The 23462-nt window shown below is 43.7% G+C and carries 18 protein-coding genes; 9 read left to right on the forward strand and 9 right to left on the reverse strand.

Features of this window, described 5'->3' with window-relative positions:
- Positions 1–489 precede the first annotated feature (489 nt).
- Positions 490–1350: an STM4011 family radical SAM protein gene (locus tag ABWT76_RS18870; RefSeq protein WP_054466373.1), complete on the reverse strand. Its 861-nt coding sequence runs from the start codon at positions 1348–1350 to the stop codon at positions 490–492.
- A gap of 66 nt (positions 1351–1416) precedes the next feature.
- Positions 1417–2295 (reverse strand): ABC transporter permease, encoded by an 879-nt coding sequence (locus ABWT76_RS18875; protein WP_231636766.1) that lies wholly within the window; start codon positions 2293–2295, stop codon positions 1417–1419.
- A gap of 47 nt (positions 2296–2342) precedes the next feature.
- On the opposite strand from ABWT76_RS18875, the gene ABWT76_RS18880 reads away from it, so the two are divergent.
- The 3 genes from ABWT76_RS18880 (at position 2343) to ABWT76_RS18890 (ending at position 5256) form a co-directional block, all read left to right on the forward strand.
- Positions 2343–2510: a hypothetical protein gene (locus tag ABWT76_RS18880; RefSeq protein WP_156331715.1), complete on the forward strand. Its 168-nt coding sequence runs from the start codon at positions 2343–2345 to the stop codon at positions 2508–2510.
- 120 nt (positions 2511–2630) lie between these two features.
- Positions 2631–2753 (forward strand): hypothetical protein, encoded by a 123-nt coding sequence (locus tag ABWT76_RS18885; RefSeq protein ID WP_255353190.1) that lies wholly within the window; start codon positions 2631–2633, stop codon positions 2751–2753.
- Complete coding sequence (locus tag ABWT76_RS18890) at positions 2740–5256, forward strand: NACHT domain-containing NTPase (RefSeq protein WP_054466372.1); 2517 nt, start codon at positions 2740–2742, stop codon at positions 5254–5256. Before ABWT76_RS18885 ends, ABWT76_RS18890 begins: the two co-directional genes overlap by 14 nt.
- Positions 5257–5502: 246 nt before the next feature.
- Here ABWT76_RS18890 and ABWT76_RS18895 read toward each other — a convergent pair whose 3' ends face one another.
- The 3 genes from ABWT76_RS18895 to ABWT76_RS18905 form a co-directional block, all read right to left on the reverse strand.
- The gene (locus ABWT76_RS18895) at positions 5503–6975 is read right to left on the reverse strand and encodes an asparagine synthetase B (RefSeq protein WP_242049862.1); all 1473 of its coding nucleotides are present in this window, start codon (positions 6973–6975) and stop codon (positions 5503–5505) included.
- 105 nt (positions 6976–7080) lie between these two features.
- A complete protein-coding gene (locus tag ABWT76_RS18900) occupies positions 7081–7977 on the reverse strand; it encodes a hypothetical protein (protein ID WP_054466370.1) in 897 nt (298 codons plus the stop codon).
- A 397-nt stretch (positions 7978–8374) separates the two neighbouring features.
- The gene (locus ABWT76_RS18905; RefSeq protein ID WP_054466369.1) at positions 8375–9274 is read right to left on the reverse strand and encodes a mechanosensitive ion channel family protein; all 900 of its coding nucleotides are present in this window, start codon (positions 9272–9274) and stop codon (positions 8375–8377) included.
- Positions 9275–9643: 369 nt separating this feature from the next.
- On the opposite strand from ABWT76_RS18905, the gene leuB reads away from it, so the two are divergent.
- Together leuB and ABWT76_RS18915 are read left to right on the forward strand one after the other, a co-directional pair.
- Positions 9644–10729, forward strand: coding sequence for a 3-isopropylmalate dehydrogenase (gene leuB, locus ABWT76_RS18910; RefSeq protein ID WP_054466368.1), 1086 nt, complete (start codon positions 9644–9646; stop codon positions 10727–10729).
- 168 nt (positions 10730–10897) lie between these two features.
- Positions 10898–11767: a fructosamine kinase family protein gene (locus ABWT76_RS18915; protein ID WP_054466367.1), complete on the forward strand. Its 870-nt coding sequence runs from the start codon at positions 10898–10900 to the stop codon at positions 11765–11767.
- A gap of 713 nt (positions 11768–12480) precedes the next feature.
- Here the strand turns inward: ABWT76_RS18915 and ftsH3 are convergent.
- Entirely contained in the window at positions 12481–14328 is a 1848-nt protein-coding gene (gene ftsH3, locus ABWT76_RS18920; protein WP_054466366.1) for an ATP-dependent zinc metalloprotease FtsH3, read from the reverse strand.
- 233 nt (positions 14329–14561) lie between these two features.
- The gene (locus tag ABWT76_RS18925; RefSeq protein WP_156331714.1) at positions 14562–14708 is read right to left on the reverse strand and encodes a hypothetical protein; all 147 of its coding nucleotides are present in this window, start codon (positions 14706–14708) and stop codon (positions 14562–14564) included.
- A 591-nt stretch (positions 14709–15299) separates the two neighbouring features.
- Here ABWT76_RS18925 and ABWT76_RS18930 point away from each other — a divergent pair.
- Entirely contained in the window at positions 15300–18209 is a 2910-nt protein-coding gene (locus tag ABWT76_RS18930; RefSeq protein ID WP_354634790.1) for a zinc-dependent metalloprotease, read from the forward strand.
- 260 nt (positions 18210–18469) lie between these two features.
- On the opposite strand, the gene ABWT76_RS18935 is transcribed toward ABWT76_RS18930, so the two are convergent.
- Positions 18470–18895 (reverse strand): HNH endonuclease, encoded by a 426-nt coding sequence (locus tag ABWT76_RS18935; protein WP_054466364.1) that lies wholly within the window; start codon positions 18893–18895, stop codon positions 18470–18472.
- Positions 18896–18910: 15 nt separating this feature from the next.
- Positions 18911–19234 carry a hypothetical protein gene (locus tag ABWT76_RS18940; protein ID WP_242053030.1) on the reverse strand — a complete coding sequence of 108 codons (324 nt, stop codon included), beginning with the start codon at positions 19232–19234 and terminating at the stop codon, positions 18911–18913.
- Positions 19235–19704: 470 nt separating this feature from the next.
- Here ABWT76_RS18940 and ABWT76_RS18945 point away from each other — a divergent pair, with 470 nt between their 5' ends.
- From ABWT76_RS18945 to ABWT76_RS18955, 3 genes are all read left to right on the forward strand, one after another.
- Positions 19705–20748: an NADP-dependent oxidoreductase gene (locus ABWT76_RS18945; RefSeq protein ID WP_354634791.1), complete on the forward strand. Its 1044-nt coding sequence runs from the start codon at positions 19705–19707 to the stop codon at positions 20746–20748.
- Positions 20749–21046: 298 nt separating this feature from the next.
- On the forward strand, positions 21047–21364 hold the full coding sequence (locus ABWT76_RS18950) for a hypothetical protein (RefSeq protein ID WP_054466360.1): 318 nt from the start codon (positions 21047–21049) through the stop codon (positions 21362–21364).
- A gap of 257 nt (positions 21365–21621) precedes the next feature.
- Entirely contained in the window at positions 21622–23349 is a 1728-nt protein-coding gene (locus ABWT76_RS18955; protein WP_354634792.1) for a succinate dehydrogenase/fumarate reductase flavoprotein subunit, read from the forward strand.
- The last annotated feature ends 113 nt before the right edge of the window (positions 23350–23462 follow it).

The following is a 23462-nucleotide window of genomic DNA, read 5'->3' on the forward strand; positions in this document are numbered from 1 at the left end:
ACCTACCTCGGGCCTAAATCTCCCTGACTTCAACCTAGAAATAACTGCTGGTGGATTGCACCTTTGGCAGTTTCCCAAACCCGGGTTTCTAGTAAACGCTTTTCAGCCATGGACGATGGCGTATCTCTACTTTAGCTTACCTCTTGATGATTCGTGCTTTTGTTCTGGCAAATCTTTACCGATAGATCCCTGGGATTTTCGGTCTTAGATTGTCACCTGGGTTGTTCTTGATTGTCACCTATTGTGTGGTTTATCCGTACCGAGGATTTGGGAAAATCAAATCTCATCAATGATTTCACCAGCTAATGATTTCACGATCCAGTGATTTCACGAGGAAATAATCGCGATCGCTGATTGAATTTCACCGCACCAAATAACCGCACCAAATAACCGCACTCAATAACCGCACTCAATAACCGCATAACTTGAGAAAATGCCCTGAAGCCAATCAATTGCCTTAAATGAATCAAACCGAAAATCGATCGCGTATCAATCCAAGAATTGCTTTTGGGGAATGCGTTCCAGAATGCTGTCTCCAAACACGCGATCGAGGTGTAAATATTCTAAGTGAACATAACCAATATGACAGTGGCAAGTGGCATTAGAACAAGGACGATCAAATAACCCCTGGGCAAAATTGCGATCGTAAAGATTACCAATTGGTTCTTTAATAAAATGACAACGGCGCATCGTGCCATCCCCATCCACAGAAATCACCGAACTTCCGGCTCGACAAGAATAACCCAATGAGGGATAATATTCAGTATTCAAATAATACAGCGGATCGATTTGCTCAAAAAATTGCCGGTCTGCGAGAGCAAGTGTGGTTAACTCCCGCTTCACCGCATTAATCCACAGATAAATATGTGGCGGAAGTTCCTGCCGCAATGCCGCAATTTCTGCCTTAAATTTAACAAAACCAACCACTCCCACACTGAACCTAAATTTAAAATCATCTAATATCCGACATTGGCTCAAAAAATCGGCTCTAGAAACCCATTCGGGGTGAAAAGTTGCCCAAAATGCCAAAGTTTCAGGATTGGCTGATTTCACCCAACCTAAATCACCGGATAAATTCGTCTGAATTGCCACTTTCTGCACATTTGGCTTATGACTCAAGTCGGTTAAAGCTTCTTGATACCAATCATAAATCAATGCTTCTCCCCAGGGGGTAAAAAAAATCGAAAATGCCTTGCCAGTTTGGGTAGCAATCCAATGGGTAAAGCGTTCTAAGACTTTTTTATCTTCCGCTAATTGCTCAACATTGGCGGATTGTTTGGCAAAAGGACAGTATTCACAGCCATAATTACAGCTATTTAACTGCCCGCGATAGAGAATGGTGAGATGCATACATGGTTGGTTTGCTTAAATCCTGATGAAAAAATTCTGAGCCGCTTCTGGTTATTTTAAGTGCGGCTATCTATGTTCAGCCCAAGGAGTTAATTTTTCGGCGATTAATTTAAAGCCATAATCTAAGAATAAGCCAATCAAGCCAATAACGATAATAGTCACTAAAACTTTATCGGTTTGAACATATCGCTGGGCTTTAACAATTCTAAATCCCAATCCTTTATCGGCGGCAATTAATTCGGAAATAACTAAAAAATTCCAAGCTCCGGCCACATTCACCCGCAAAGTATCGAGAATACTGGGAAATGAGGCGGGTAATATCACTTTAAATAAAATATCTTTGCGATTAGCCCCTAGAGTATAAGCCGCGTTCAATAATTCATTGGGAATAAACTTGACTGCATCGGCAATCATTATAGCATTGTAAAAAACAATGCCCAAAAAAATAATCACCACTTTGGCCATTTCTCCCAAGCCAAACCATAAGATAACTAGAGGAATAAATGCCGCCACTGGCATATAACGAACCGTCCCGACAATCGGACTCAATAGGCTTTCCATGCTGTAAAAAGTTCCCATAGCAATGCCAATAGGAATTCCGACAATGGCTGCGGCTCCAAATCCCCCTAAAACTCGGCCAAAACTGGCGACAATATCCACCCAAAGGTTTTCTTGAAAAAACATTTCTATGCCCGCAGTGAATACTGCGGTTGGGGTAGGCAGTAATATCGGGGCAACTAAGCCACTATAAGTGAGAATCGCCCATAAAAATAATGGAACCGCTAAAGCGGTGATGGCTAAAATAATTTTCAGCCATTGGGGAAACCCTTGGCGAATACTCCAAAAGACCGAGGGGGATAAATAGCGTTTTGGCGATCTGTTGGGCAAATCTTTGGCCGTTCGCGAAGCGGCGCGGATGCGCCATCGCTTCATCAAATTGGACATCAGAGCAAAAAACCTTGTTTTTTTCACAAAAGTGGACAGAAGTTTGTATGATTCTAGTTCAAAATTTTTACATAAATTCATTCCTGAGTCGGCAATTAAGATTTTTTGCGGATTCGGCGATCGTTCTGTTGGGTTTCGGCAAACCCCTTCCCCAGGAAAAACTCGCCCGGATCAAGGTTCAAAGTTATTCTCCGGGCTGGTTTACCGAGAGGTAGGCGAAAGAAAGAAAGAAAGAAAGAAAGCAAGTTAATCAAGTAAATGCTGAGAATTATGGGATTACATCCGGTGTATCCCCTCAGATCCGCCAAAATTTGGGCAATTTTGGCGATGAATTGATGACAAATGGGCGCAGCGATCGCCTTGCAGCCAGAAAAGTCTTGCTACAATCTGAACATCTGCATCCGTTAACCACAGTGACTCATCCTTCAGCAACCCTACTTCACCATGACTGGACTTGAAACCTTGATTTCTCAGGCGGCCAAAAATATTAGTCAGATTACCTTGGAAACCCTGAATCAGGGGGAAGGTAAATTTTTAGGTATTTTTGAGAAACGTCTGGACAAAAAAACCGAAAAAGCGATCGCCACGGCAGCGACGCTTTATGCCCATCAATATTGGGAAAAATACGGCCAAGTCAATCTCTTTGGCATTGATTCTTCCGTGCCATTGAATGATATTTATACAGAGATGTATTGTTGGCTGTCGCCTCAGCCAGAATTACTGAATTCTCTAGAAAACCCCAGGGCAGAAAGTTACCTCCCTAGTTCATCACTGAATAAAGCTTATGAGCCTTGGATGGATCAAATTCATCGCCAAGAATTAGCCATTGATATGGTGAATGAACATCAATATTTAGTCCTGTTTGGGGTAGCGGGTTCGGGTAAGTCTACTTTGTTGCGGAAAATTGGCCTGGATACTCTTCAAGGCAAAAAGCTGGGTAAATTTTTGCCTCGGACTTATTTTCCAGTTTTGATTTCTTGTAAAACCCTGAAACTTCAAGAACTGAATCTAGAAAAATGTTTGCTGGATCTGTTTCGCGGTGCGGAGTTTCCTCTGGCGGAAAAACTGACGAAAAAAGCCTTAGAACAAGGAAGATTATTAATTTTGCTGGATGGGGTGAATGAGTTAGACAGCGAACAACGCCCAAAAACGATCGCCCAAATCGAACGGTTTATTGAACAATACCCCAACAACTATTTTATTGTTAGCGATCGCATTGGTCATCCTAACCCGTGGCAAAAGTTTATGCCCGTAGCTTTGAGCCATTTTTCTTCTCAGCAAATTGCCCAATTGATTCATCATTGGTTTACGGTGGCAGTAAACCAGGAAAACAATCTATATTCTCCGGGTAATTCTCCCGGTAATTCTCCGGGTAATTCTCCGGGTAATTCTCCCGGTAATTCTCCCGGTAATTCTCCGGGTAATTCTCCCGGTAATTCTCCCGGTAATTCTCCGGGTAATTCTCCCGGTAATTCTCCGGTTAATATATCAGAAGCTACCTCAGAAGCTACCTCAAAAGCCACATTTTTAGCCAAATCGTTTTTACAAGCATTGCAACAACCAGAATATGAAAGCGCAAAAATATTAGCTCAAGTGCCGTTGTGCTTAAATTTGTTATGTTTTGTCTATCATCAAGATCAGATAATCCCAGGAAATAGAATTTTACTGTATGAGCAAGCTTTAGAAATTGTCCTAGAGAAAACAGCCCTCAACCTGAATCAACATTTGCTCAAATCTTGGCTATCCCAAATTGCCTATCAAGGGTTAGTTGCCGAACGATTTTGTTTTTTGCGGACAGATTTAATCAGTCAAATGCCGGGGCAAATTAGCGAGTCAGCAACTAAGGAAGCTTCAGAGGATATTTTGAAGGAAATCGCCATAAATACAGGAATTTTAACGGCGATTAGTAGGGATTTATTGGCATTTTCTCATGCCACGGTTCAGGAGTTTTTTGCCGCAGCATATATTATAGAACATCGGTTAATTGCCAACATCGTCAAAGAATCTCTAACGGTCTGGAGGTGGCAAGAGGTATTATTGTTTTTCTCTGGTTTGAAAACTCCGAATGCGGATAAATTGCTATTGTTAATTGAAGCCAGCGCCCAAGAATATCTGGCGTCGGTTCGGGATGAGCAAAACGGTGGCAACTCGGAAAGCAAAAACGATGCCAACAAACTGCGATCGCTCTTACGGTGGGCAGAGCAAGCCACCACGAGGAGCAGTGACACCAACTCAGAAACCATCCTGCCTGCGGCTAAAAAAACCGCAGCCCTATTTACAGTATTTGCCCTCCAGCAAACTTTTCAGCAGGAAAACCCGCTAATTAATGAATTAAATTTAACCCTCAACAACGATCTCCTCTTAATTAACAGCTTAAAACTCTCTAATAGCTTAGGGGTGAATCTGACGGACATTATTCATAACACTCGTGGACTAACCAATGATTTCCGGCAAAATCTTACCTTTGCCTTATCTCATCCTTTAGATATTGACAAATTATCCAGAAATTTAACCCGCAATCTGGCTCGAAAACTCGCCCAAGATCGAGCGCGTTATCTTTCCTTAAGTTTCGATGAAGTCTTGACCAATCAAGGGGAAATATCTTTAGATCGAGCCAGAGATTTAGCCTTTCTAGGAATTGTCGCCCAACAATTACAAACCTTCTCAGTATTTGGCGATATTTCTCCCCTGCTGGAGGGATTAAATGCCCTACAAACGAGTATTCCTGGAAACAATGACTCTTCTGAAGTTCATTGTCAATTTCGCCAAGTGCTCTGGGAAACTTGGTTAAATAGTTTTCAACTCGATCCACAACTGTTAGACTTAACCCCAGGGGAAAAACAAGCCCTGACTGATTATTTTTACGCCTGTTATTTGCTGGTTAAATGTCGTGATGTAGCCCGAAGTATTACCCCAGGTACTTGGGAAGTAATTTCTGGTCGCATGGTACAAGCAATATAAGCAAACGGGGGAGCTTTCGGAGCGGGGGTGCGGGGGTGCAGGGGGGAGAGAAGTGAAAAGTGATGCATTGAAAAGTCGTAGAGGCGAATGGCCATATAGCCTGACGGATTATGCTTCGCAAGGACGCCCGTACAAAAAAAATATCACTATTCACTCTTCACTCTTCACTCTTCCCTACACCCTACACCTCTTACCCTGAGCCTGCCGAAGGGCTACACCCTACACCCTGTTGCCTCTTCCCTTTTGTCAGCGCGATCGCCATTGAAAAATTGCCGTTCTCACTGACGCTTTGATTCCTTCTAGCAGCAAGTCAAAACGGCTATAGTCCTGGGAATATTTAGTGGCCATAAGCGCCAGATCAACCGAATATTTATTTTCTCTTAAAATCGCTGAAAAGTCTTTTTTCAGCGAATCATGTAATCGATACTGTTCGCGATCGTAGTCATGGCGAAAACACCATTTATACCGTCTAATCCATTCGTGCAGTCCGCTAGAGTGAGACAGGGGATTTTTGTGACGTTTAATAATATAGTCTGGCAGTTCATCTTGAAAAGCTTGCCGCAAACACCACTTTTCAAAACCGTCATTAATTTTCCAAGTTTGGGGAGTCGCTAACGCCAGATCGAGTACGGGTTTTGCTAAAAACGGCACTCTCGTTTCTACCCCAAAAGCCATACTACATCGATCTACCCGTTGCAATTCAGTCCGGTGCAGATTCATTAATTTATAAAAAAATAAATTTTGTCGGTTGCTGTCCGTCATTTCCAAACCGTACATTTCATAACCGCCAAAAAGTTCATCACTGCCATCTCCCCCCAAAACCACTTTAATCCCTGCTTCGTGGATTTTGGCAAACAATTTGAGACTAATCGCCGCATTAATAATATCTCCATATTCCGTTAACTCAGACTCTTGAATGGCGGCTTTAATATCGTGGCGACGGAAATCTTCCGGTTGCAGAGAAATCACCACCTGTTTAATGCCGCGATCGCGACAAAACCGCTGGGAAATGGCAAAGTCTTCACTGCCTTCACAACCAATAGTAAAAGCCGTCACCTGGGGGTGATATTTAATTGCTTGACTTAAAACAATTGAACTGTCTAAACCCCCACTATAAATTACCCCAATGGGTAGATCGGTTTCAGTGCGTCTTTGAATTGCACCGACTAAAGTTGTTTTCAGTTGGGGTAAAAATTCCTCAAGGGTAGCGGTTTGACTAGAAATTTGTGGTTGAAAATACTGGACAGGGGGGAGATCACTCCACTGATAGCAACCGGGGGATAAAACCTCGATAGGTTGGTTTAAATGAGTTAAGGCTTTAATGGTAGAGGCAATATACAAAAACTGGGAATCACGGACAAAATAGAGGGGGATAATTCCTAATGGGTCGCGGGCAAAAAATAATTTATTTTCTTTTAAATCAACGATGACAAAGGCAAATTGACCTTCAAACAAATCAACGCACTTTTCCCCGTATTCTTCAAAAGCATATAAAATAGTTTCCGTATCCCCATGAGTTTTAAGTGGGTACTTTTCCGCAAGCTGCGAACGCAATTCGGCAAAATTGAAAATTTCCCCATTAAACACCACTAGCTTATCCCGATTAGGGTTAAAAATTGGCTGTTGGGAAGCTTCGCGATCGACAATTTTCAGTCGTCTAGTTCCTGTCACCACCTGGGGATGAATAAATGTTTCTGTCACCTCGCCGCGAGACTCCATTCTCGCAATCATCTGCAACAGTTCTGACTGTTGGCACTCGGCGTTTTCTCCAAAAATAACCGCAATTCCACACATAAGATAAGCAAGTTTGATAATTTTCCAGAATTAACTTTTGATTAATTTTTGATAAAACTCGATCCACTCAGGATTTAGACAAATATGCCAAACTCGATCTTCGTCAATGACATTCAAAATCAAGCGACTTTCATAATCCTGCAAAATTTGTGCAATTATTGTAAATAATGGCCGATTATTGTCGTAATACCAGCGGCGTTCGATATCCGCCGCATAGCCGGTACTATGGCTACTGTTTGGCGGCGCCCAATACCCCAAATGCGCCAGATGTTTTTGATGTTCAATGGTTCTAATTATACTATTAATTTGGAGAGAAACTTCTTTTCCGTAAACTTTGCCGACGCGATCGCATATTTCATTTAATAATACAATCATTTCTAGCTTAGATTGGATCGTTTTCATCCCCACTGTTCCCCCCGCTGGATGATTCAGCCACCCTCGAATCCGACGTTCGATCTGACTAATAATCCGGTGAATTCCGTTTTCTCGCAGCACAATAAAAGAAAACTTGATTGGATAAGCAGAAGGGGATGTGGTCAGATCGTATAGTTTGACATCATTTTTGATATCTTCAGCATTCACATAGCGGGGAAACTCATCATACCAACAGGTTTCTAATTGCTGTTCTAGGAGAATTTTCATCAAAATTTTTAACCGATTTGGGTCGGTGTGATTTTTGGGAAATAGACTAGACAAATCCGCTAAACTTAGCTGAAAATTCTTAAACTGTTTTTCGCTAATTAAAGCATAGTATTTGCTCTCATTTCTGATAAAATCCTCTGAGAGGAGCAGCAACTGCTCGCAGTCAGAAACAGAATTCAGGCGATCGCAAAATTCCTGCACTCGCTGACGGTAATTACTCCAGTCTAGGGGATTATACTGGATCGCCCTGGGGCGGATATTTCGCTGCTTTGGTTCTGGGTTCATGGTATTTCTCTGTTTTCGGGGAAAGTACACCGCACCGCTACGCGATAGTACACCGCACCGCTACGCGAACGCAAAATATGAACCAATCTAATATATAACATTTTGAGCAATTTGTATTGTCAAAGGTTATTTTTCCCCTCTCTGAGAGAGACAGAGTTTTCCCAATTGATTGCCGGATAATCTCTTGACTCGTTTACAGAATATTTTTCTTTTTCCATAAAAATATTAAATTGATCAAACCTCAAACTCCATAATTATTACGATATTAAGATCGCCCCTAAAAAATTAAATAAAATAATGATATTTGCATAATTTTCGCAAAATTAGCATCAGTAAATATAGCTGTTTCTTTGATTTTTTTAGCAGAAATTCTTTTGGCCCAGGATCGCACCGGAGACTAAAGAGGGCGATCGCCATCAGTCGCATTTGCCCCAATGGGATAACAATCGTTATATTTTTCCCGATCGAAGTGATACAAAGTGCGAATAGGATAGGGAATATTGTAATTAGCGCGATCGCACAATGCTTTCAAAGCCATAATTACGAGACTTTTCGTCCGACGAACCTGAGCAATTTCTGGAAAAGTCCAATAACGCACCATCAAATTAATCGAACTACTGCCAAATCCCACCACATCTACTTCCACTGCCGGTTGTGAAAGCACACCCTCTACTTCTTGGGTTGCCTCGAGCAAAACTTCTCTTGCTTCCGCCAAAGGCGTATTGTAATCTAAACCAATTTCTAAATCCGTGCGTCTTTGTGCAAAAGCGGTTCTAACTTCTACCGGAGATGTAAACACCATCGCATTGGGGACGACCACCCTTTCTCCTTTATAAGTGCGAATTTGGGTAGACCGAATCGAAATTTCTTCTACAGTTCCCTCAAACTTTCCCACTAAAATCTGATCGCCGATTTGAAAAGGTTCTTGTAACAGTAACAAGATACCGGCTAAAAAGTTTTTAAAGATGTCCTGAAAGGCAAAACCGATCGCCACAGAACCCAACCCTAAAAAGCCGATAATATCTCCCAACCGTAAATCCGGGAAAGCAATCACACAAGCAGCGAGAACCCCTGCGGACAAAGTAGCTACATACGCCGTTTGAATCGTCAACATCCGTAGAGAAGGGCTTTTAATTGCTCGCTGGGTTAATTGATCCGCTCCCCGTTTGACTAACTTTGCCACCACGCGGGTACAGAATAATACTGCCAGAGCGATGCCAACCCCCGGAATTGCTGTAATCGTTTGACCCAATAGCTCTAATAGACTCTCTTGAATTTGTGTGAGTAAAGCCGTCATCTGTCAAAAATTCATAAATCTAGCTGCAAACCGTTTATTTATAACCATTTTTGGTTATATTCGCTAATATTACTTGTTATTTGTTATTTGTGATTTATTATTTATTATTTATTATTTATTATTTATTATTTGTTATTTGTTGCCCGATGGCGTTTGACCGCCATCGGGTTGGGGGGGTTGTTGGTCGTGTTGAAAAGAGCATAGAGATAGGACTATTGACCAATGACTATTGACAAATGACTATTAACCAATGACTTTCGGACAAATAACAAATAACTATATAATCCCTTTCCCCTGTATGATGAATGATTGGCAAATTGTTGCCATAAACAAAATCAACGCTAAACGCGCCAAAAATTTTAAATCTATATGACTAAAAAATACCGGATTACCCTATTACCCGGGGATGGCATCGGCCCAGAAATTATGGCGATCGCCCAAGATGTGCTCAAAGTGATTAGTCACCAATTCGACCTCACCTTTCAATTCAAAGAAGCCTTATTAGGGGGCGCTGCCATTGATGCCACTGGGGAACCCTTACCCCAGGAAACCTTAGACATCAGCCGAGAAAGTGACGGGGTACTCTTAGCGGCCATTGGTGGCTACAAATGGGATAACTTGCCGCGACATCAACGCCCGGAAACCGGACTCTTAGCCATTCGTGCGGGATTGGGGTTATTTGCCAATCTGCGACCGGCGACCATTCTACCCCAACTGGTCGATGCCTCCAGTCTCAAGCCGGAAATCGTCAGCGGTGTAGATATTATGGTGGTGCGAGAACTCACGGGGGGAATTTATTTTGGTCAACCCAAAGGGATTTTTACTACCGAAACCGGGGAAAAACGCGGCGTCAATACAATGGCTTATACGGAATCTGAGATTTCACGCATTGGCCGAGTAGCCTTTGAAACCGCTCGCAAACGGGGTCGCAAGCTATGCTCTGTGGACAAAGCCAATGTGCTGGAAGTGTCCCAACTCTGGCGCGATGGCATCACCGCCCTCAGTCAGGAATATGCCGATGTGGAGCTTTCACATTTATATGTAGATAATGCAGCGATGCAGTTAGTGCGATCGCCCAAACAGTTTGACACCATCGTCACCGGCAACTTATTTGGGGATATTCTCTCCGACGCCGCTGCCATGCTCACCGGCAGCATTGGGATGTTACCCTCTGCCAGTTTAGGCGCATCTGGCCCCGGCTTATTTGAACCCGTCCACGGTTCTGCCCCAGACATTGCCGGACAGGATAAAGCCAACCCCTTGGCACAGGTTCTCAGCGCCGCGATGATGCTGCGCTATGGCTTAGACCAACCGGCAGCGGCAGATAAAATTGAGCAAGCAGTGATCAAAGTCCTTGATGCGGGCTATCGGACCGGCGATATTATGTCCCAGGGGATGAAACTGGTCGGCTGTCGAGAAATGGGCGATAAATTAATCGAAATTTTAGAGTCCTAATTTTACAGTCCTACTAACCAGACCAGAGTGAGTGAAGCTTGGCTATCGCTTTAGCGCTTAGACTACTTTCTCTGGATTGGGGCTAGATAGCACAATTGTTAGATTAACAATCTAAAACGTCAATCAAAGCTGTCTGATATTTGTCTAATATTTATCTGATGGGATATCATGTGGGATAAAATTGCCTCGCACATTGCCGAAGTCACAGGGGAAACCTTCAAACTGGATCGGCACCGTTCTATCGGCGGTGGCTGTATCAATCAAGGTTATCGCTTAGACTCTCAGGAGCATCACTATTTCGTGAAGCTGAACAGAGCCTCCTTGGTGGAAATGTTTGCCGCAGAAGCCCTGGGGCTAGAGCAAATCTGGAAAACCCAAACCATTCGCGTTCCCAAACCCATTTGTACCGGCACTGTAGAAAATCACGCTTATATTGTCTTGGAATGGCTCGACCTGGGAGGATCCAGTACCACCGGCGTCTGGCAAGACATGGGGCGAAAATTAGCAGAAATGCACCGTACTGGGGTGGCGGATAAATTTGGCTGGGAGCGAAGTAATACCATTGGTTCTACACCACAGATGAATGCTTGGACTGATGATTGGGCAGAGTTTTGGGTAGAACAGCGGATCCGTTATCAGCTTCAGTTAGCCCAACGTCGAGGCGGTTATTTTCCCGAAGCCGACGAGTTACTCGCCAAAATTCCGGAAATTTTAGCCGGTCATCAACCTCAGCCTTCTTTAGTTCACGGGGACTTATGGGGGGGAAATGCTTCGGTGACTCCCAGTGGGGAACCGGTGATTTTTGATCCCGCTACCTATTATGGCGATCGCGAAGTGGATCTAGCCATGACCGAACTTTTTGGCGGGTTTCCTCCCGCGTTTTACCAGGGCTATCAAGCTACATGGCCTTTAGAACCGGGTTACGAGCATCGTAAAATTCTTTACAATCTCTACCACATCCTGAATCACTTCAACCTGTTTGGTGGTGGCTATGCCGGACAAGCCAAACATATCATCCAGAAACTATTAAATCTTTAATCGGTTAGCTGTAGGGTGGGCAACACCTTGCCCACCCTACAAATGCTAGTCACCGGATAAAATAATTAACCCAGACCGGGTGGGTCTGGGTTTTTTTAATGCTGGCCTTTATTTATGTGATCGGTGTAACCGAGTTTTGGCCAGTGATTTTGAAAGAGGGTATGGAAAAATAAATCAGGTTTAAAATTGATAGAAGTAGTGGTTAGGAAAAATTGGTGCAAGTCGGGCTAAATCAAAATGGTAAATTTGAGTACGGTTATTAACAGGGTTTGACGCTCAGAAATGACCTCCAGTTCAGCATAAGTGAGTTTTTATAAGCTGACCAGCGCTTTTCTTATTAAATAAAGCATTTCAAGTTAAATACTAAAATGCTGGTCAGCGATTTTTAAACCAGGTTTTAAACAGCCTATTTATCGGGTGTGGACTTTTATTAATTATTACGATAATCAGGGATTGTGAAAAACTTGTGAAGATTCTCAAAGCTTTACATTTTGTTACAAACAAGTTTTTTTCAGGTTTTTTTAATTGATTAGTTATTGGTTACTCGTTATTTATGTTATGACAACCAACAACAAACTAATAATCAATAACTAATAACCAATAGATAATAAAGCAAAATTATAAAAACCCCCCTTCAAAAGGGGGGTTGGGCGTATCGAGCAGTTATTTTGCTTTCTTGTTTAATAACCAATAACCAATTATGACTGGATCAATTAGGCGATCGCCGCCATCTTGACATCACTTTCGATCAACAGTTCTTGCAACTCTTCCGCATCCACGGTTTCTTTTTCAATCAGCATCTTGGCCAATTGATCCAGAACCGAGCGATTACTCACCAGCACATCTTTAGCGCGACGGTAAGCTTGCTCAACTAAGTTGCGGACTTCATCATCAATGGCAGCGGCAGTTTCTTCCGAGAAATCCCGTTCCGCCATGATATCGCGACCTAGGAACACATTCCCTTGTTGACGACCCAAGGCCACCGGACCGAGGCGATCGCTCATACCAAAGCGAGTCACCATTTGCCGAGCCACGCGAGCCACCTGTTGCAAATCGCTGGAAGCGCCTGTGGTCACTTCTTCATCACCAAAAACAACTTCTTCAGCAATGCGACCACCCAGGGCAACCGCCATCTGATTTTGCAGATAAGAGCGGCTATACAACCCAGAATCCATCCGTTCTTCGCTGGGAGTGAACCAGGTCAAACCACCGGCCCGACCGCGAGGAATAATGCTAATTTTCTGCACCGGGTCATAATCAGGCATCAGGGCACCGACCAGAGCATGACCGGCTTCGTGATAAGCCACCAAAGCCTTCCGCTTTTCACTCATCACCCGGTCTTTCTTCTCAGGACCTGCGAGCACGCGGTCGATCGCATCATTCACTTCATCCATAGAAATTTCCGTGAGATTGCGCCGCGCTGCCAAAATTGCCGATTCATTCAACAGGTTAGACAAATCTGCACCAGTGAAACCCGGAGTCCGGCGAGCAATTTTCTCCAGATCCACATCCTTGGACAAACTCTTGCCTCGGGCGTGAACTTTGAGCACTTCCAGACGACCTGTATAGTCGGGGCGATCGACCACCACCTGGCGGTCAAAACGACCGGGACGCATCAACGCCGCATCCAACACATCCGGGCGGTTCGTCGCCGCAATAATAATAATCCCCGTATTGCCTTCAAACCCGTCCATCTCAGTGAGCAACTGGTTTAAAGTTTGTTCGCGTTCATCATTGCCGCCACCTAAACCAGCACCGCGCTGACGACCCACGGCATCAATTTCATCAATAAATACAATACAAGGGGCACTGGACTTGGCTTGTTCAAATAAGTCCCGGACGCGAGAAGCGCCAACCCCGACAAACATTTCCACGAACTCAGAACCGGAAATACTGAAGAAAGGCACTCCGGCTTCTCCCGCAACGGCTTTCGCCAAAAGGGTTTTACCCGTTCCCGGCGGGCCTACGAGTAGAACCCCTTTAGGAATTTTGGCTCCCACAGCGGTGAAGCGATCGGCATTCTTCAAGAAATCCACCACTTCATTCAGTTCCAGCTTGGCTTGTTCAATCCCCGCAACATCGCTAAATGTTACCTGAGTTTGGGGTTCCATTTGTACTCTGGCTTTGGATTTGCCAAAGTTCATCGCTTGAGAACCAGGACCTGCTTGAGCTCGACGCAGCAAGAAAAATAAACCCACCAAAAGAATAATGGGGAAAAATAGGCTACTGAGAGCTTTTACCCAGAAGCCATCATCACTCTGAGGTAATACTTCAATATTGACCTTATTGTTGGTTAAGGTATCAATCAGTGCCGGATCGTTGGGCAGGTTCACCAGGACTTTGCTGCCATCTTTAGCAGTCACCAGGGCTTTGGTGCGATCGGTGCTAATGCTCACATTCGCCACACCTTGATTTTCCACTTCCTGGATGAACTTGCTATATCGCCAAGTCTCCCTATTTTGCTGGGGCTGATCCAAAAAGGCCGTTGCCAAAGCAATGACAACGATCGCCAGCAGGGCATACAGTCCGGCATTTCTCCACTTTTTGTTATTCACCGGCATTCCTCCTCAGATAACCGATATGGGGCGCTTTTAGACATTTTCATTTTATGTGTAAACTTATGTTAACCTATTCTGAGAATTTCGGCGAGCTATTGTCAATCGATTTTCGCCAAATACCGTCAGATAATTGCCCTGAAATTCTCTGCTGGCTTTACTTATAGCCAATTTTAATAAATTTTGTCAATCCAGATGGGAACTTAAGATCCCCGGTTTACAAATTAAAGTGCTTGCTATCAGATATCTAATATTTGATATTTATTAATGGAAAGGCGGGGAAAGGCAGGAAGACAGAAAAATGCCGCTGCTTCCACCGATGCGCGATCGCCCCCTCCTGGGTTCAGTTGAGGAAAATCTCCGATGAAAGTATCAGGATCGGTCAATTACAGCGCTTGGCGATGTACCCCATAGCAGAGGAAAGTGCTGTATTGCTTTAGAGAAAACCAGTTGAATCAGAAATAGTCGAAAAATTTCAGGTTACTAAAAATTTAAAATATTGATTTTTTTGACATATTCAATATTTATTTATCGTTATAATTACCATATTATTGTTATAATATAGACAGGTTGGCGATCCAGTAAAGGCGATCGACCATCAATTAGCCTTGGTTTATTTATTGTTTAATCGGGTTTGTCGCCGAAATAAATATCTGCTATCAGCCTATATTGTATATAAAAAAAGCAGATTTTATCGATTTTTAAAGAACAATTTAACTAAAAGTAGTATAATTAAACCATAAAAGATTAAAAACCAAAAATTGTAAATTAATTTATGGCAAATCATGCATTCAATTGACTTTAGACTTAAAATATTGAATAGCTGAACAATTTAGCAATGCGGTCAACTCGTGACCCGCTGCGGTAACGGATGCTCAACTCCGCAAATACAGTCAGTCAAATCGATTGACGGAAATCAACCATACTTCTCCATCATCATCCTTTGGCAGATGTCAAATACTCTATGGGTTAGTTCGATGAAAAGATTATCACTCAGTCTGTTGGGTTTTTTTTGCATTTTTTTAGGCATTTCTCCAGGCATAGCGGGGAATTTAGTTTTTAAACAAAAAGATGATTCAGGATTTATTAATAAAAAAACTAACTTAAATATTGCCCGAATTAAGTCTGGGGAGCCATTGTCTGTGGCTCAAGCTTCGCCACCCGCTGCACCCAATAGAGATGAGGCAAATAAAGAAGAATCCGAGGAGTTAGAACCCTTTGATGACGCGATCAAAAATTTTGAGAAGCTAGAAGGATTATTCACCCTGTACCGGAAGCCAAACGAAAATACGGTGTATCTGGAAATTAAACCAGAGCAACTCAATCGCAATTTCTTTATGGTGGCCACTCTCTCTGGAGGGATTGGCGCTTGGGGAATGTATCAGGGAATGCCGATTCAGGATTTTGTGTTTCAGTTGCGTCAGGTGCAGAAAACTCGTGTGGATTTGGTGGTGCCAAACACCCGTTTCCGCACTGAACCGGGGGATCCCCAAGGGCGATCGCTCCCTCGCGCTTTCAGTGACTCAGCCATCTACCCGCTGACAGTCAAAAGTATTCACCCGGAAAGAAAAACATTGCTGGTTGATATCAGTGAAATGCTGATGACTGACTTTGCCGGACTCGCATCAGCGTTTCCTTGGTTAATCGGTGAATCATATAGCTTAAATTCAGGGACTTCTTATCTGGAAAACCTGAAAGCATTTCCGTTAAATCTTGAGATTGATTGGGTTTATGGTTTATCGGGAACTGGAATGTCCTGGTTTTCTCCAGAGACCCTGGCAGATCCTCGCGGGTTTTCCCTTACCGTGCGCTATAGTTTATCGGAACTACCGACTAACAATGGTTATCGCCCCCGTTTAGCTGACGAGCGTGTAGGTCATTTCTTGACTGCGTACCAAGACTTATCTCGTCAAGACCCCTCAGAGACTTTTGTGCGCTATCTCAACCGCTGGCATTTAGAAAAACAAGACCCGAATGCCCCTTTATCCCCACCTAAAGAACCGATTGTTTTTTGGATTGAAAATAATGTGCCTTTGGAATATCGAGATGCTATTCGCGAAGGGGTATTAATGTGGAATCCGGCGTTTCAAAAAGCTGGCTTTATTAATGCGATCGAAGTGCGACAAATGCCCGATGATGCTACTTGGGATCCGGCGGATGTCCGCTACAACACTATTCGCTGGTTTAATTCTCTTGATGGGGGGTTTGCATTGGGCCCACTTCGGGCTCATCCCTTGACCGGACAAATTTTGGATGCGGATGTGCTGATTAGCGCCAATATGATTAATTTCATGCAGCGAGAATATCGGACTATCGTCCAAAATTCTTATGGAGAAGTCTCTGGGATTTCTTCTCTGCTGGCTAACTCTTTGGTGTGTAATCCCGCTGTGAGATTGCCAGATTTTCAACAGGACACATTTTTACAAAATTTGCTGGGTGCCACCCATCCGTTGCGAAATCAACTGCAAGCATCATCCCAATTAATCCGACAGGATGAGTTATGCTTTGGGATTGGATCCGCCCGAAAAGCGGCTTTTGGTGCGTTGTCTTTGTCCTTACGGCAGAACTTCGGGTTGAATGACAAAGAAATGCAAATCTATATTCATCAGTTTTTACGCCACTTGGTTGCCCACGAAGTCGGGCATACCCTGGGTTTGCGTCATAATTTTAGCGGCAGTAATCTGCGGATGCCAGAAGAGTTAAATAATCTTGATATTACTCGAAATCAAGGGTTAGTCAGTTCCGTGATGGATTATCTTCCGGTGAACTTGGCACCTCCCGGACAAGTCCAGGGCGATTATTATCCGACGCAGATTGGTGTTTACGATGAATGGGCGATCGCCTATGCTTATAAACCGATTCCAGCCATGACCCCTGAAGGAGAAATCCCGGAGTTGAAAAAAATTGCCCAACGAGCCCCAGAAATAGAACTGGCTTATGCCACTGATGAAGATGCCTGGGGGATGCTCGATCCGAAAGCGAAACCTTGGGATTTGAGTGCCAATCCCTTGGCCTATTCCCAAATACAATTAAACAATGCTCGTGAGGCTTGGAGAAATCTCGATACAAGTTATCTGTTGCCCCAGGAAGGTTATGCAGATTTGCGCGATGCTTTTAACCTGATTTTTGGCTACTATATGGGCTATGCCATGAGTGCCACAACCTATATTGGTGGACAAAGATTTTATCGCGATCGCCCAACCGATCCCGGTGCGCGTTTACCGTTTGAAATCGTGCCGGTAGAAGAACAACGACAAGCTTTAGGTTTACTGCAAGAGTACATTTTTGCTGAGAATGCGTTTGATTTTCCCCCAGAATTAATTAATAAGTTAGCCCCTTCTCGGTGGTTCCATTGGGGGAGTGATTTGCCAATTTTTCGCTTAGATTATCCGATTTATAATCAGATTTCCTTTGTGCAAGGAATTATATTAAGCGATCTGTTGTCCTCGGAACGATTGGAACGGTTGCGCGATGCGGAACTAACTTATGGCTCGGCGGCTTTGACTATGCCAGAATTGTTTAATACTTTACATCAGGGCATTTGGTCAGAGATTATTCAACGAGATGGGAAGTCTTTGGAGATATCCACGATTCGTCGAGGGTTACAACGGCAGCATTTAAATATTTTAGTTAATATGGTGTTGCGGAATCCTGAAAGTTTGCGAAATGCTACCAATGTTTTGGATTTTATTGTAGCCTTCCAAACGTTAAATGCCCCAGAAGATGCTAGAGTTTTGGCTCGTTATCAACTGCGTGAGTTGGGTCAGCAGATTTCCCGGACTTTAAAGCGTCATCATAAGCAGATGGATACGGCGACTAAGGCACATTTGGAAGATGTGAGCGATCGCATTCTCAAAGCTTTAGAAGCCCCATTACCGGCGAAATAATACCGTTTCCACTCGAAAATGCAATATTATGGGCGCGGGGCGACCACTTAGGGGAGCCCCTACAACTGCCCAAATTAATCTCGTAATTGTCGCAATAATTAAATCACCCTTTTTTAAGGGTGTTGGGGGGATCTTCTACGGTATGAAAGCCAGAATTGTCTATTCTTGAAATTGGTAGGACTTACGCAACGACTATATATATGAGGTATTGATGTGTCACCCCCTCGGAACAACACCCTACCGATAGCTACCGCTGACTCTTAATTAGATGGAGGAGCCAAAATTCCAGCCTCTATTAAAAGCTGACGTTCTTGCACTTTTTCAGGACGATTTAATTGCAATAATCTAACTTTAACACGACCTTTAGCAGTCAAGGGATTAATTTTAGCATCTTTGAGGTAAAAATGCTCAGGCCAAGAATCTTGACGAGGATGGTAAAGTGGGACAATCTCCCCGGTTTCGGGATCGATAGATGTGAGATCGCTTCCTTTATATTTATTGCATAAGGTACATGAAAGAGCTAAGTTTTCGGCTTGGGTTAAACCACCATGTTTTTTGGCAATAATATAATCGACTTCGTGAGAAGCAAAGGTGGCAATTTCTGGCATCAAGCAATACTCGCAGCAATTTTTTGCCCGATCGCGAACTTGTTTAATAGTCGCCACGGGAATGTAAGTTTTACTCATTAATCTTTTACCTTCTTAAGCTTTATCCTTAAGCTTCAAAAACGCTCTCGCTTTTGCCATCCGGACAATATGCTCTAGGTATTGATAGTTTTGCCAAAGCTGTTCTTCATTAGCCGTTAAACCCATTGTATGATTTTTATCCAAAAGGTTAGATATTTTATCTTGGAAAGCTTTTGATGGACGCAAGGCAATCACCGCTTCGGGGGTGGGCAGACTGGCCAAAAATTCTAAGATTTCAGTTAAACCAGAAAATTCATTGGGATTGGCATTAAGTTCTCGTAACCCCAACTCTAAAACTTGTGGGATTTTATCTCTGAAAGGTTGTAATTGAGTTACCATCTCATCCGGCAAATCGAAGGTAATTTGCATAACAATTGTAAAAATATATTGGGTATTGGGTGTTGCTTGTTTGGCGATTAATTATTCAATTACCATTTTACACTATTTTACATTTCTGTAGGGTGCGTTTTTGGGGTCGATTAATTATTAATCTGAATACTTTGCTAAATCACAGATTGGTAATATAACCGCAAGGTATCTAACATTTTACATTATTTTAGATACCGGGTAGGGTGTATGAGGCTCTCAATTAATACCGTTTCTCATTAGAAATGCAATTCATAAGGTCGCGGCGGCTTGAGCCCAAAGCCTACTGGTAATTGTAGCAATATTTTTAAAAAATGGTATAATCATTGCCGGTAGGTTGACGGACAGCATTTTTATGAGTTATAATAATTTATATTAATATTTTGATTGATAAAAATTCTGTCCCATCTCATTTCTTTGTCCAGAACCTCTAGAAACAATTTATGTCAGATAAACCAGATAAAAATAACCGACAATTTCGCCTAGCTGCCCATCCCGTAGGTCAAATTAAAGCAAGCGATTTTGCATACCGAGAAGAACCCGTTCCTACCCCAAAAGCTGGGGAAGTTTTAGTTAGAACGATTTATCTTTCTCTGGATCCGACTAACCGGATTTGGATGAGTGAGATGGATCAATATATGCCCCCGGTAAAAATTGGGGAAGTGATGCGAGGAATTAATCTGGGAGTGGTGGAAGCATCCGAGAATCCTCGTTTTCAACCGGGAGATTTGGTGTCAGGATTATTGGGGTGGCAAGATTATGCGATCGCGGAGGGAGAAACCGGGATTGTTTTAAATAAATTGCCTCAGCCTCTTTTATGTCCTCTTTCTGCTTATCTTGGGCCGTTGGGTTTAACAGGTTGGACTGCTTATTTTGGATTATTAGATGTGGGACAACCTAAAGCCGGAGAAACTGTGGTAGTTTCCGCAGCGGCTGGGGCTGTGGGCTCAATTGTAGGACAAATTGCTAAGATTAAAGGTTGTCGAGTTGTGGGCATTGCGGGTAGTGACGAAAAATGCCGCTGGATTACGGAAGAATTGGGCTTTAATGCGGCAATTAATTATCGAACTACTGCCAACTTGGTAGAGGCGATCGCCGCTGCTTGTCCCAACGGAATTGACCTCTATTTTGATAATGTTGGCGGTCAGATTTTGGATGCGGTTTTAACCCAAGTCAATTTGTTTGCGCGGATTTCTCTTTGTGGGTTAATCTCCATGTATAATGCCACAGAACCCGTTCCTGGCCCTTATAATTATGGTCAAATTCTAATGAAACGGGTGCGGGTACAAGGCTTTATTGTCACGGATTATGTGAATCGATTACCGGAAGCTATAAGCGCGATCGCTCAGTGGATGAAATCTGGACAAATTAAATATGCCGAAGATATTGTCGAGGGCTTAGAAAATGCTCCTAAAGCAGTATTGAAGCTATTTGATGGCAGCAATACCGGCAAATTGATTGTCAAAGTTTCACCAGAACCGAGATAAAAAGCCGATCGCGGTCTTAAGGAAGGTTGGGGGGATCGGCGCCGGGATGGAAGTAATAGGTATATTTAAATTTACTGACATTCCATTTTCCGGCCTGGAAACGAGATAATGAGCGAATCGCCTAACACCTTCAGCGATCGCCCAATAAGTAATATTTCCTGTTTTACCCATATTTCCCCCACACTCACCGGGAGCAAATGTAACAAGATATTGCAAATATTTTAAAAATCTTGAAAAATCGTTTAAAACTGAAAGAAACCGATAATCTGCATTCTTAACCAAATCATCAAGGAAGACTATGAATAACATCCAAAAATATCGCTTTGCCTGCACTCTGACCTTTGGAGATATTTACGGACAAATCATCATTTGGTTAATCGTTATTTTCATCAGCTTGGCATCAACCCTGGCGTTGTGGAGTAGCACTCGCGAAATCTATGCCCTAATGACCGTGGGTTTGATCCTAGTGCTGTCCATTCCTTTTCTGCTGTTTGCCTTTGTCACCACCCTGCTCAACCATATCGAACTGATCGAGGTAGACCCAGCCACGGAGAAAAAAGGCAGCATCAGCGCCAAGAAGCCCAGTGGCCAGAAACCGGCGCAAGCAGCGGGCTAAAACCGTGATGGTTTTTCCCCATCATGCGGGGAAATCTAGAATCTTTCTAAAGAAATTCCCTACGAATTCGTGGGGAATCTTTTTTTAGGTGACTATAGATATTGGGCGCACCATGATGGATCGATAAATTTCTTGTTTTCAACCATAAATTATTCCCCGCCTCTAGACTGGCATTCCCAGGCAGAGGAAAACGCGAGGAGAGCGAGAGGAAACAACATCATGTTTCGCCCCTATATCAGAAAATTAGAGGGAAAAATATGCTAGAACACGACGTGATCATCGTTGGCGGTGGTTTAGCTGGTTGCCGCGCTGCTGTAGAAATTAGCCGAATTGATCCTAAATTAAATGTGGCAGTGGTGGCGAAAACTCATCCAATTCGTTCTCACTCCGTCGCCGCTCAAGGAGGAATCGCTGCCACTTTAAAAAACGTCGATTCTACGGATAGCTGGGAAGCCCATGCTTTTGACACCGTAAAAGGTTCTGACTATCTGGCTGACCAAGATGCAGTGGCCCGATTGACCCAAGAAGCGCCTAATGTGGTGATTGATTTAGAACACATGGGAGTGTTGTTCTCCCGTTTACCCGATGGTCGGATTGCCCAGCGAGCTTTTGGCGGCCATAGTCACAACCGCGCTTGCTATGCGGCAGATAAAACCGGCCATGCGATTTTGCACGAACTGGTGAATAATTTACGCCGTTACGGGGTGACGATTTACGATGAGTGGTATGTGATGCGGTTAATCCTGGAGGATGGATGCGCCAAAGGGGTGGTTATGTATCGCATTAAAGATGGTCATCTGCAAGTGGTGCGGGCAAAAGCGGTGATGTTTGCCACGGGCGGTTATGGTCGGGTGTTTAATACTACGTCCAATGACTATGCTTCTACGGGGGATGGCTTGGCTTTGTCCGCTTTGGCAGGAGTCCCCCTGCAAGATATGGAGTTTGTCCAGTTCCATCCTACCGGGTTGTATCCTGTGGGAGTGCTGATTTCCGAGGCAGTTCGCGGTGAAGGGGCTTATTTACGCAATAGCGAGGGCGATCGCTTCATGGCTAATTATGCTCCCAGCAAAATGGAGTTAGCCCCCCGCGATATTACTTCTCGGGCGATTACTTTGGAAATTCGCGCCGGTCGGGGGATTCATCCTGATGGGACAGCCGGTGGGCCTTATGTCCATTTGGATTTGCGCCATCTGGGTCGAGATAAGATTATGAGTCGGATTCCCTTCTGCTGGGAAGAGGCACACCGCTTGTTAGGTATCGATGCCGTAGAAGAACCGATGCCAGTGCGACCCACGGCCCACTATTCTATGGGAGGCATTCCGGTGAATATCGACGGCCAAGTCCGCAGCGGCCCCGATGGGTTGATCGAGGGCTTTTTTGCCGCCGGGGAATGCGCTTGTGTGTCCGTACATGGGGCTAATCGTTTGGGCAGTAATTCCCTATTAGAATGTGTGGTCTATGGCAAGATTACCGGGGCTGCGATCGCGCCTTATGTGCAAAACCGCAAACTGCCCGAAGTAGATGAACAACGGTACTTAGAAGAAGCTGCCGCTTCGATTCAAAGCCTCCTGGACAAACCCGGAAAATACCGCATTGGGGAAGTGCGCCAACAATTGCAAGATGCCATGAGCGAACATTGTGGGGTATTTCGCACCGAAGAAGTGATGCAAGAAGGCTTCACCAAATTAGATCAATTACAGGAACAATATCAAGAGGTTTATCTGGATGACAAAGGTAAGCTTTGGAATACGGAAATTGTCGAAGCTTTGGAATTGCGAAATCTGATTGTAGTTGCCAAGTTAATTTTAGGTTCAGCTATTACCCGCAAGGAAAGTCGGGGGGCACATTCTCGCGAAGATTATCCCCAGCGTAATGATGAGCAATTCCTCAAACATACCTTATCTTATTATTCGCCAATGGGGATTGATATTGCTTATCGTTCAGTAGCGATGGGTATGTTTGAACCCCAGGAACGGAAGTATTAAGGGACAAGAAACCGGGTTTCTGGGTTAATTGACTTCGGCTTTCCAAGAAACCGGGGCAAGAAACCGGGGCAAGAAACCGGGGCAAGAAACCGGGGCAAGAAACCGGGTTTCTA

It is taken from the genome of Planktothricoides raciborskii GIHE-MW2, from assembly GCF_040564635.1.
In the GTDB taxonomy this organism is placed as follows: domain Bacteria; phylum Cyanobacteriota; class Cyanobacteriia; order Cyanobacteriales; family Laspinemataceae; genus Planktothricoides; species Planktothricoides raciborskii.

Excerpts from the sequence above, each read along its gene's own strand:
- ABWT76_RS18870 (WP_054466373.1), bottom strand. The coding sequence starts at position 1,350 with ATGCATCTCACCATTCTCTATCGCGGGCAGTTAAATAGCTGTAATTAT.
- ABWT76_RS18875 (WP_231636766.1), bottom strand. The coding sequence starts at position 2,295 with ATGTCCAATTTGATGAAGCGATGGCGCATCCGCGCCGCTTCGCGAACG.
- ABWT76_RS18880 (WP_156331715.1), top strand. The coding sequence starts at position 2,343 with ATGATTCTAGTTCAAAATTTTTACATAAATTCATTCCTGAGTCGGCAA.
- ABWT76_RS18885 (WP_255353190.1), top strand. The coding sequence starts at position 2,631 with ATGACAAATGGGCGCAGCGATCGCCTTGCAGCCAGAAAAGTCTTGCTA.
- ABWT76_RS18890 (WP_054466372.1), top strand. The coding sequence starts at position 2,740 with ATGACTGGACTTGAAACCTTGATTTCTCAGGCGGCCAAAAATATTAGT.
- ABWT76_RS18895 (WP_242049862.1), bottom strand. The coding sequence starts at position 6,975 with ATGGAGTCTCGCGGCGAGGTGACAGAAACATTTATTCATCCCCAGGTG.
- ABWT76_RS18900 (WP_054466370.1), bottom strand. The coding sequence starts at position 7,977 with ATGAACCCAGAACCAAAGCAGCGAAATATCCGCCCCAGGGCGATCCAG.
- ABWT76_RS18905 (WP_054466369.1), bottom strand. The coding sequence starts at position 9,274 with ATGACGGCTTTACTCACACAAATTCAAGAGAGTCTATTAGAGCTATTG.
- leuB (WP_054466368.1), top strand. The coding sequence starts at position 9,644 with ATGACTAAAAAATACCGGATTACCCTATTACCCGGGGATGGCATCGGC.
- ABWT76_RS18915 (WP_054466367.1), top strand. The coding sequence starts at position 10,898 with ATGTGGGATAAAATTGCCTCGCACATTGCCGAAGTCACAGGGGAAACC.
- ftsH3 (WP_054466366.1), bottom strand. The coding sequence starts at position 14,328 with ATGCCGGTGAATAACAAAAAGTGGAGAAATGCCGGACTGTATGCCCTG.
- ABWT76_RS18930 (WP_354634790.1), top strand. The coding sequence starts at position 15,300 with ATGAAAAGATTATCACTCAGTCTGTTGGGTTTTTTTTGCATTTTTTTA.
- ABWT76_RS18935 (WP_054466364.1), bottom strand. The coding sequence starts at position 18,895 with ATGAGTAAAACTTACATTCCCGTGGCGACTATTAAACAAGTTCGCGAT.
- ABWT76_RS18940 (WP_242053030.1), bottom strand. The coding sequence starts at position 19,234 with ATGGTAACTCAATTACAACCTTTCAGAGATAAAATCCCACAAGTTTTA.
- ABWT76_RS18945 (WP_354634791.1), top strand. The coding sequence starts at position 19,705 with ATGTCAGATAAACCAGATAAAAATAACCGACAATTTCGCCTAGCTGCC.
- ABWT76_RS18950 (WP_054466360.1), top strand. The coding sequence starts at position 21,047 with ATGAATAACATCCAAAAATATCGCTTTGCCTGCACTCTGACCTTTGGA.
- ABWT76_RS18955 (WP_354634792.1), top strand. The coding sequence starts at position 21,622 with ATGCTAGAACACGACGTGATCATCGTTGGCGGTGGTTTAGCTGGTTGC.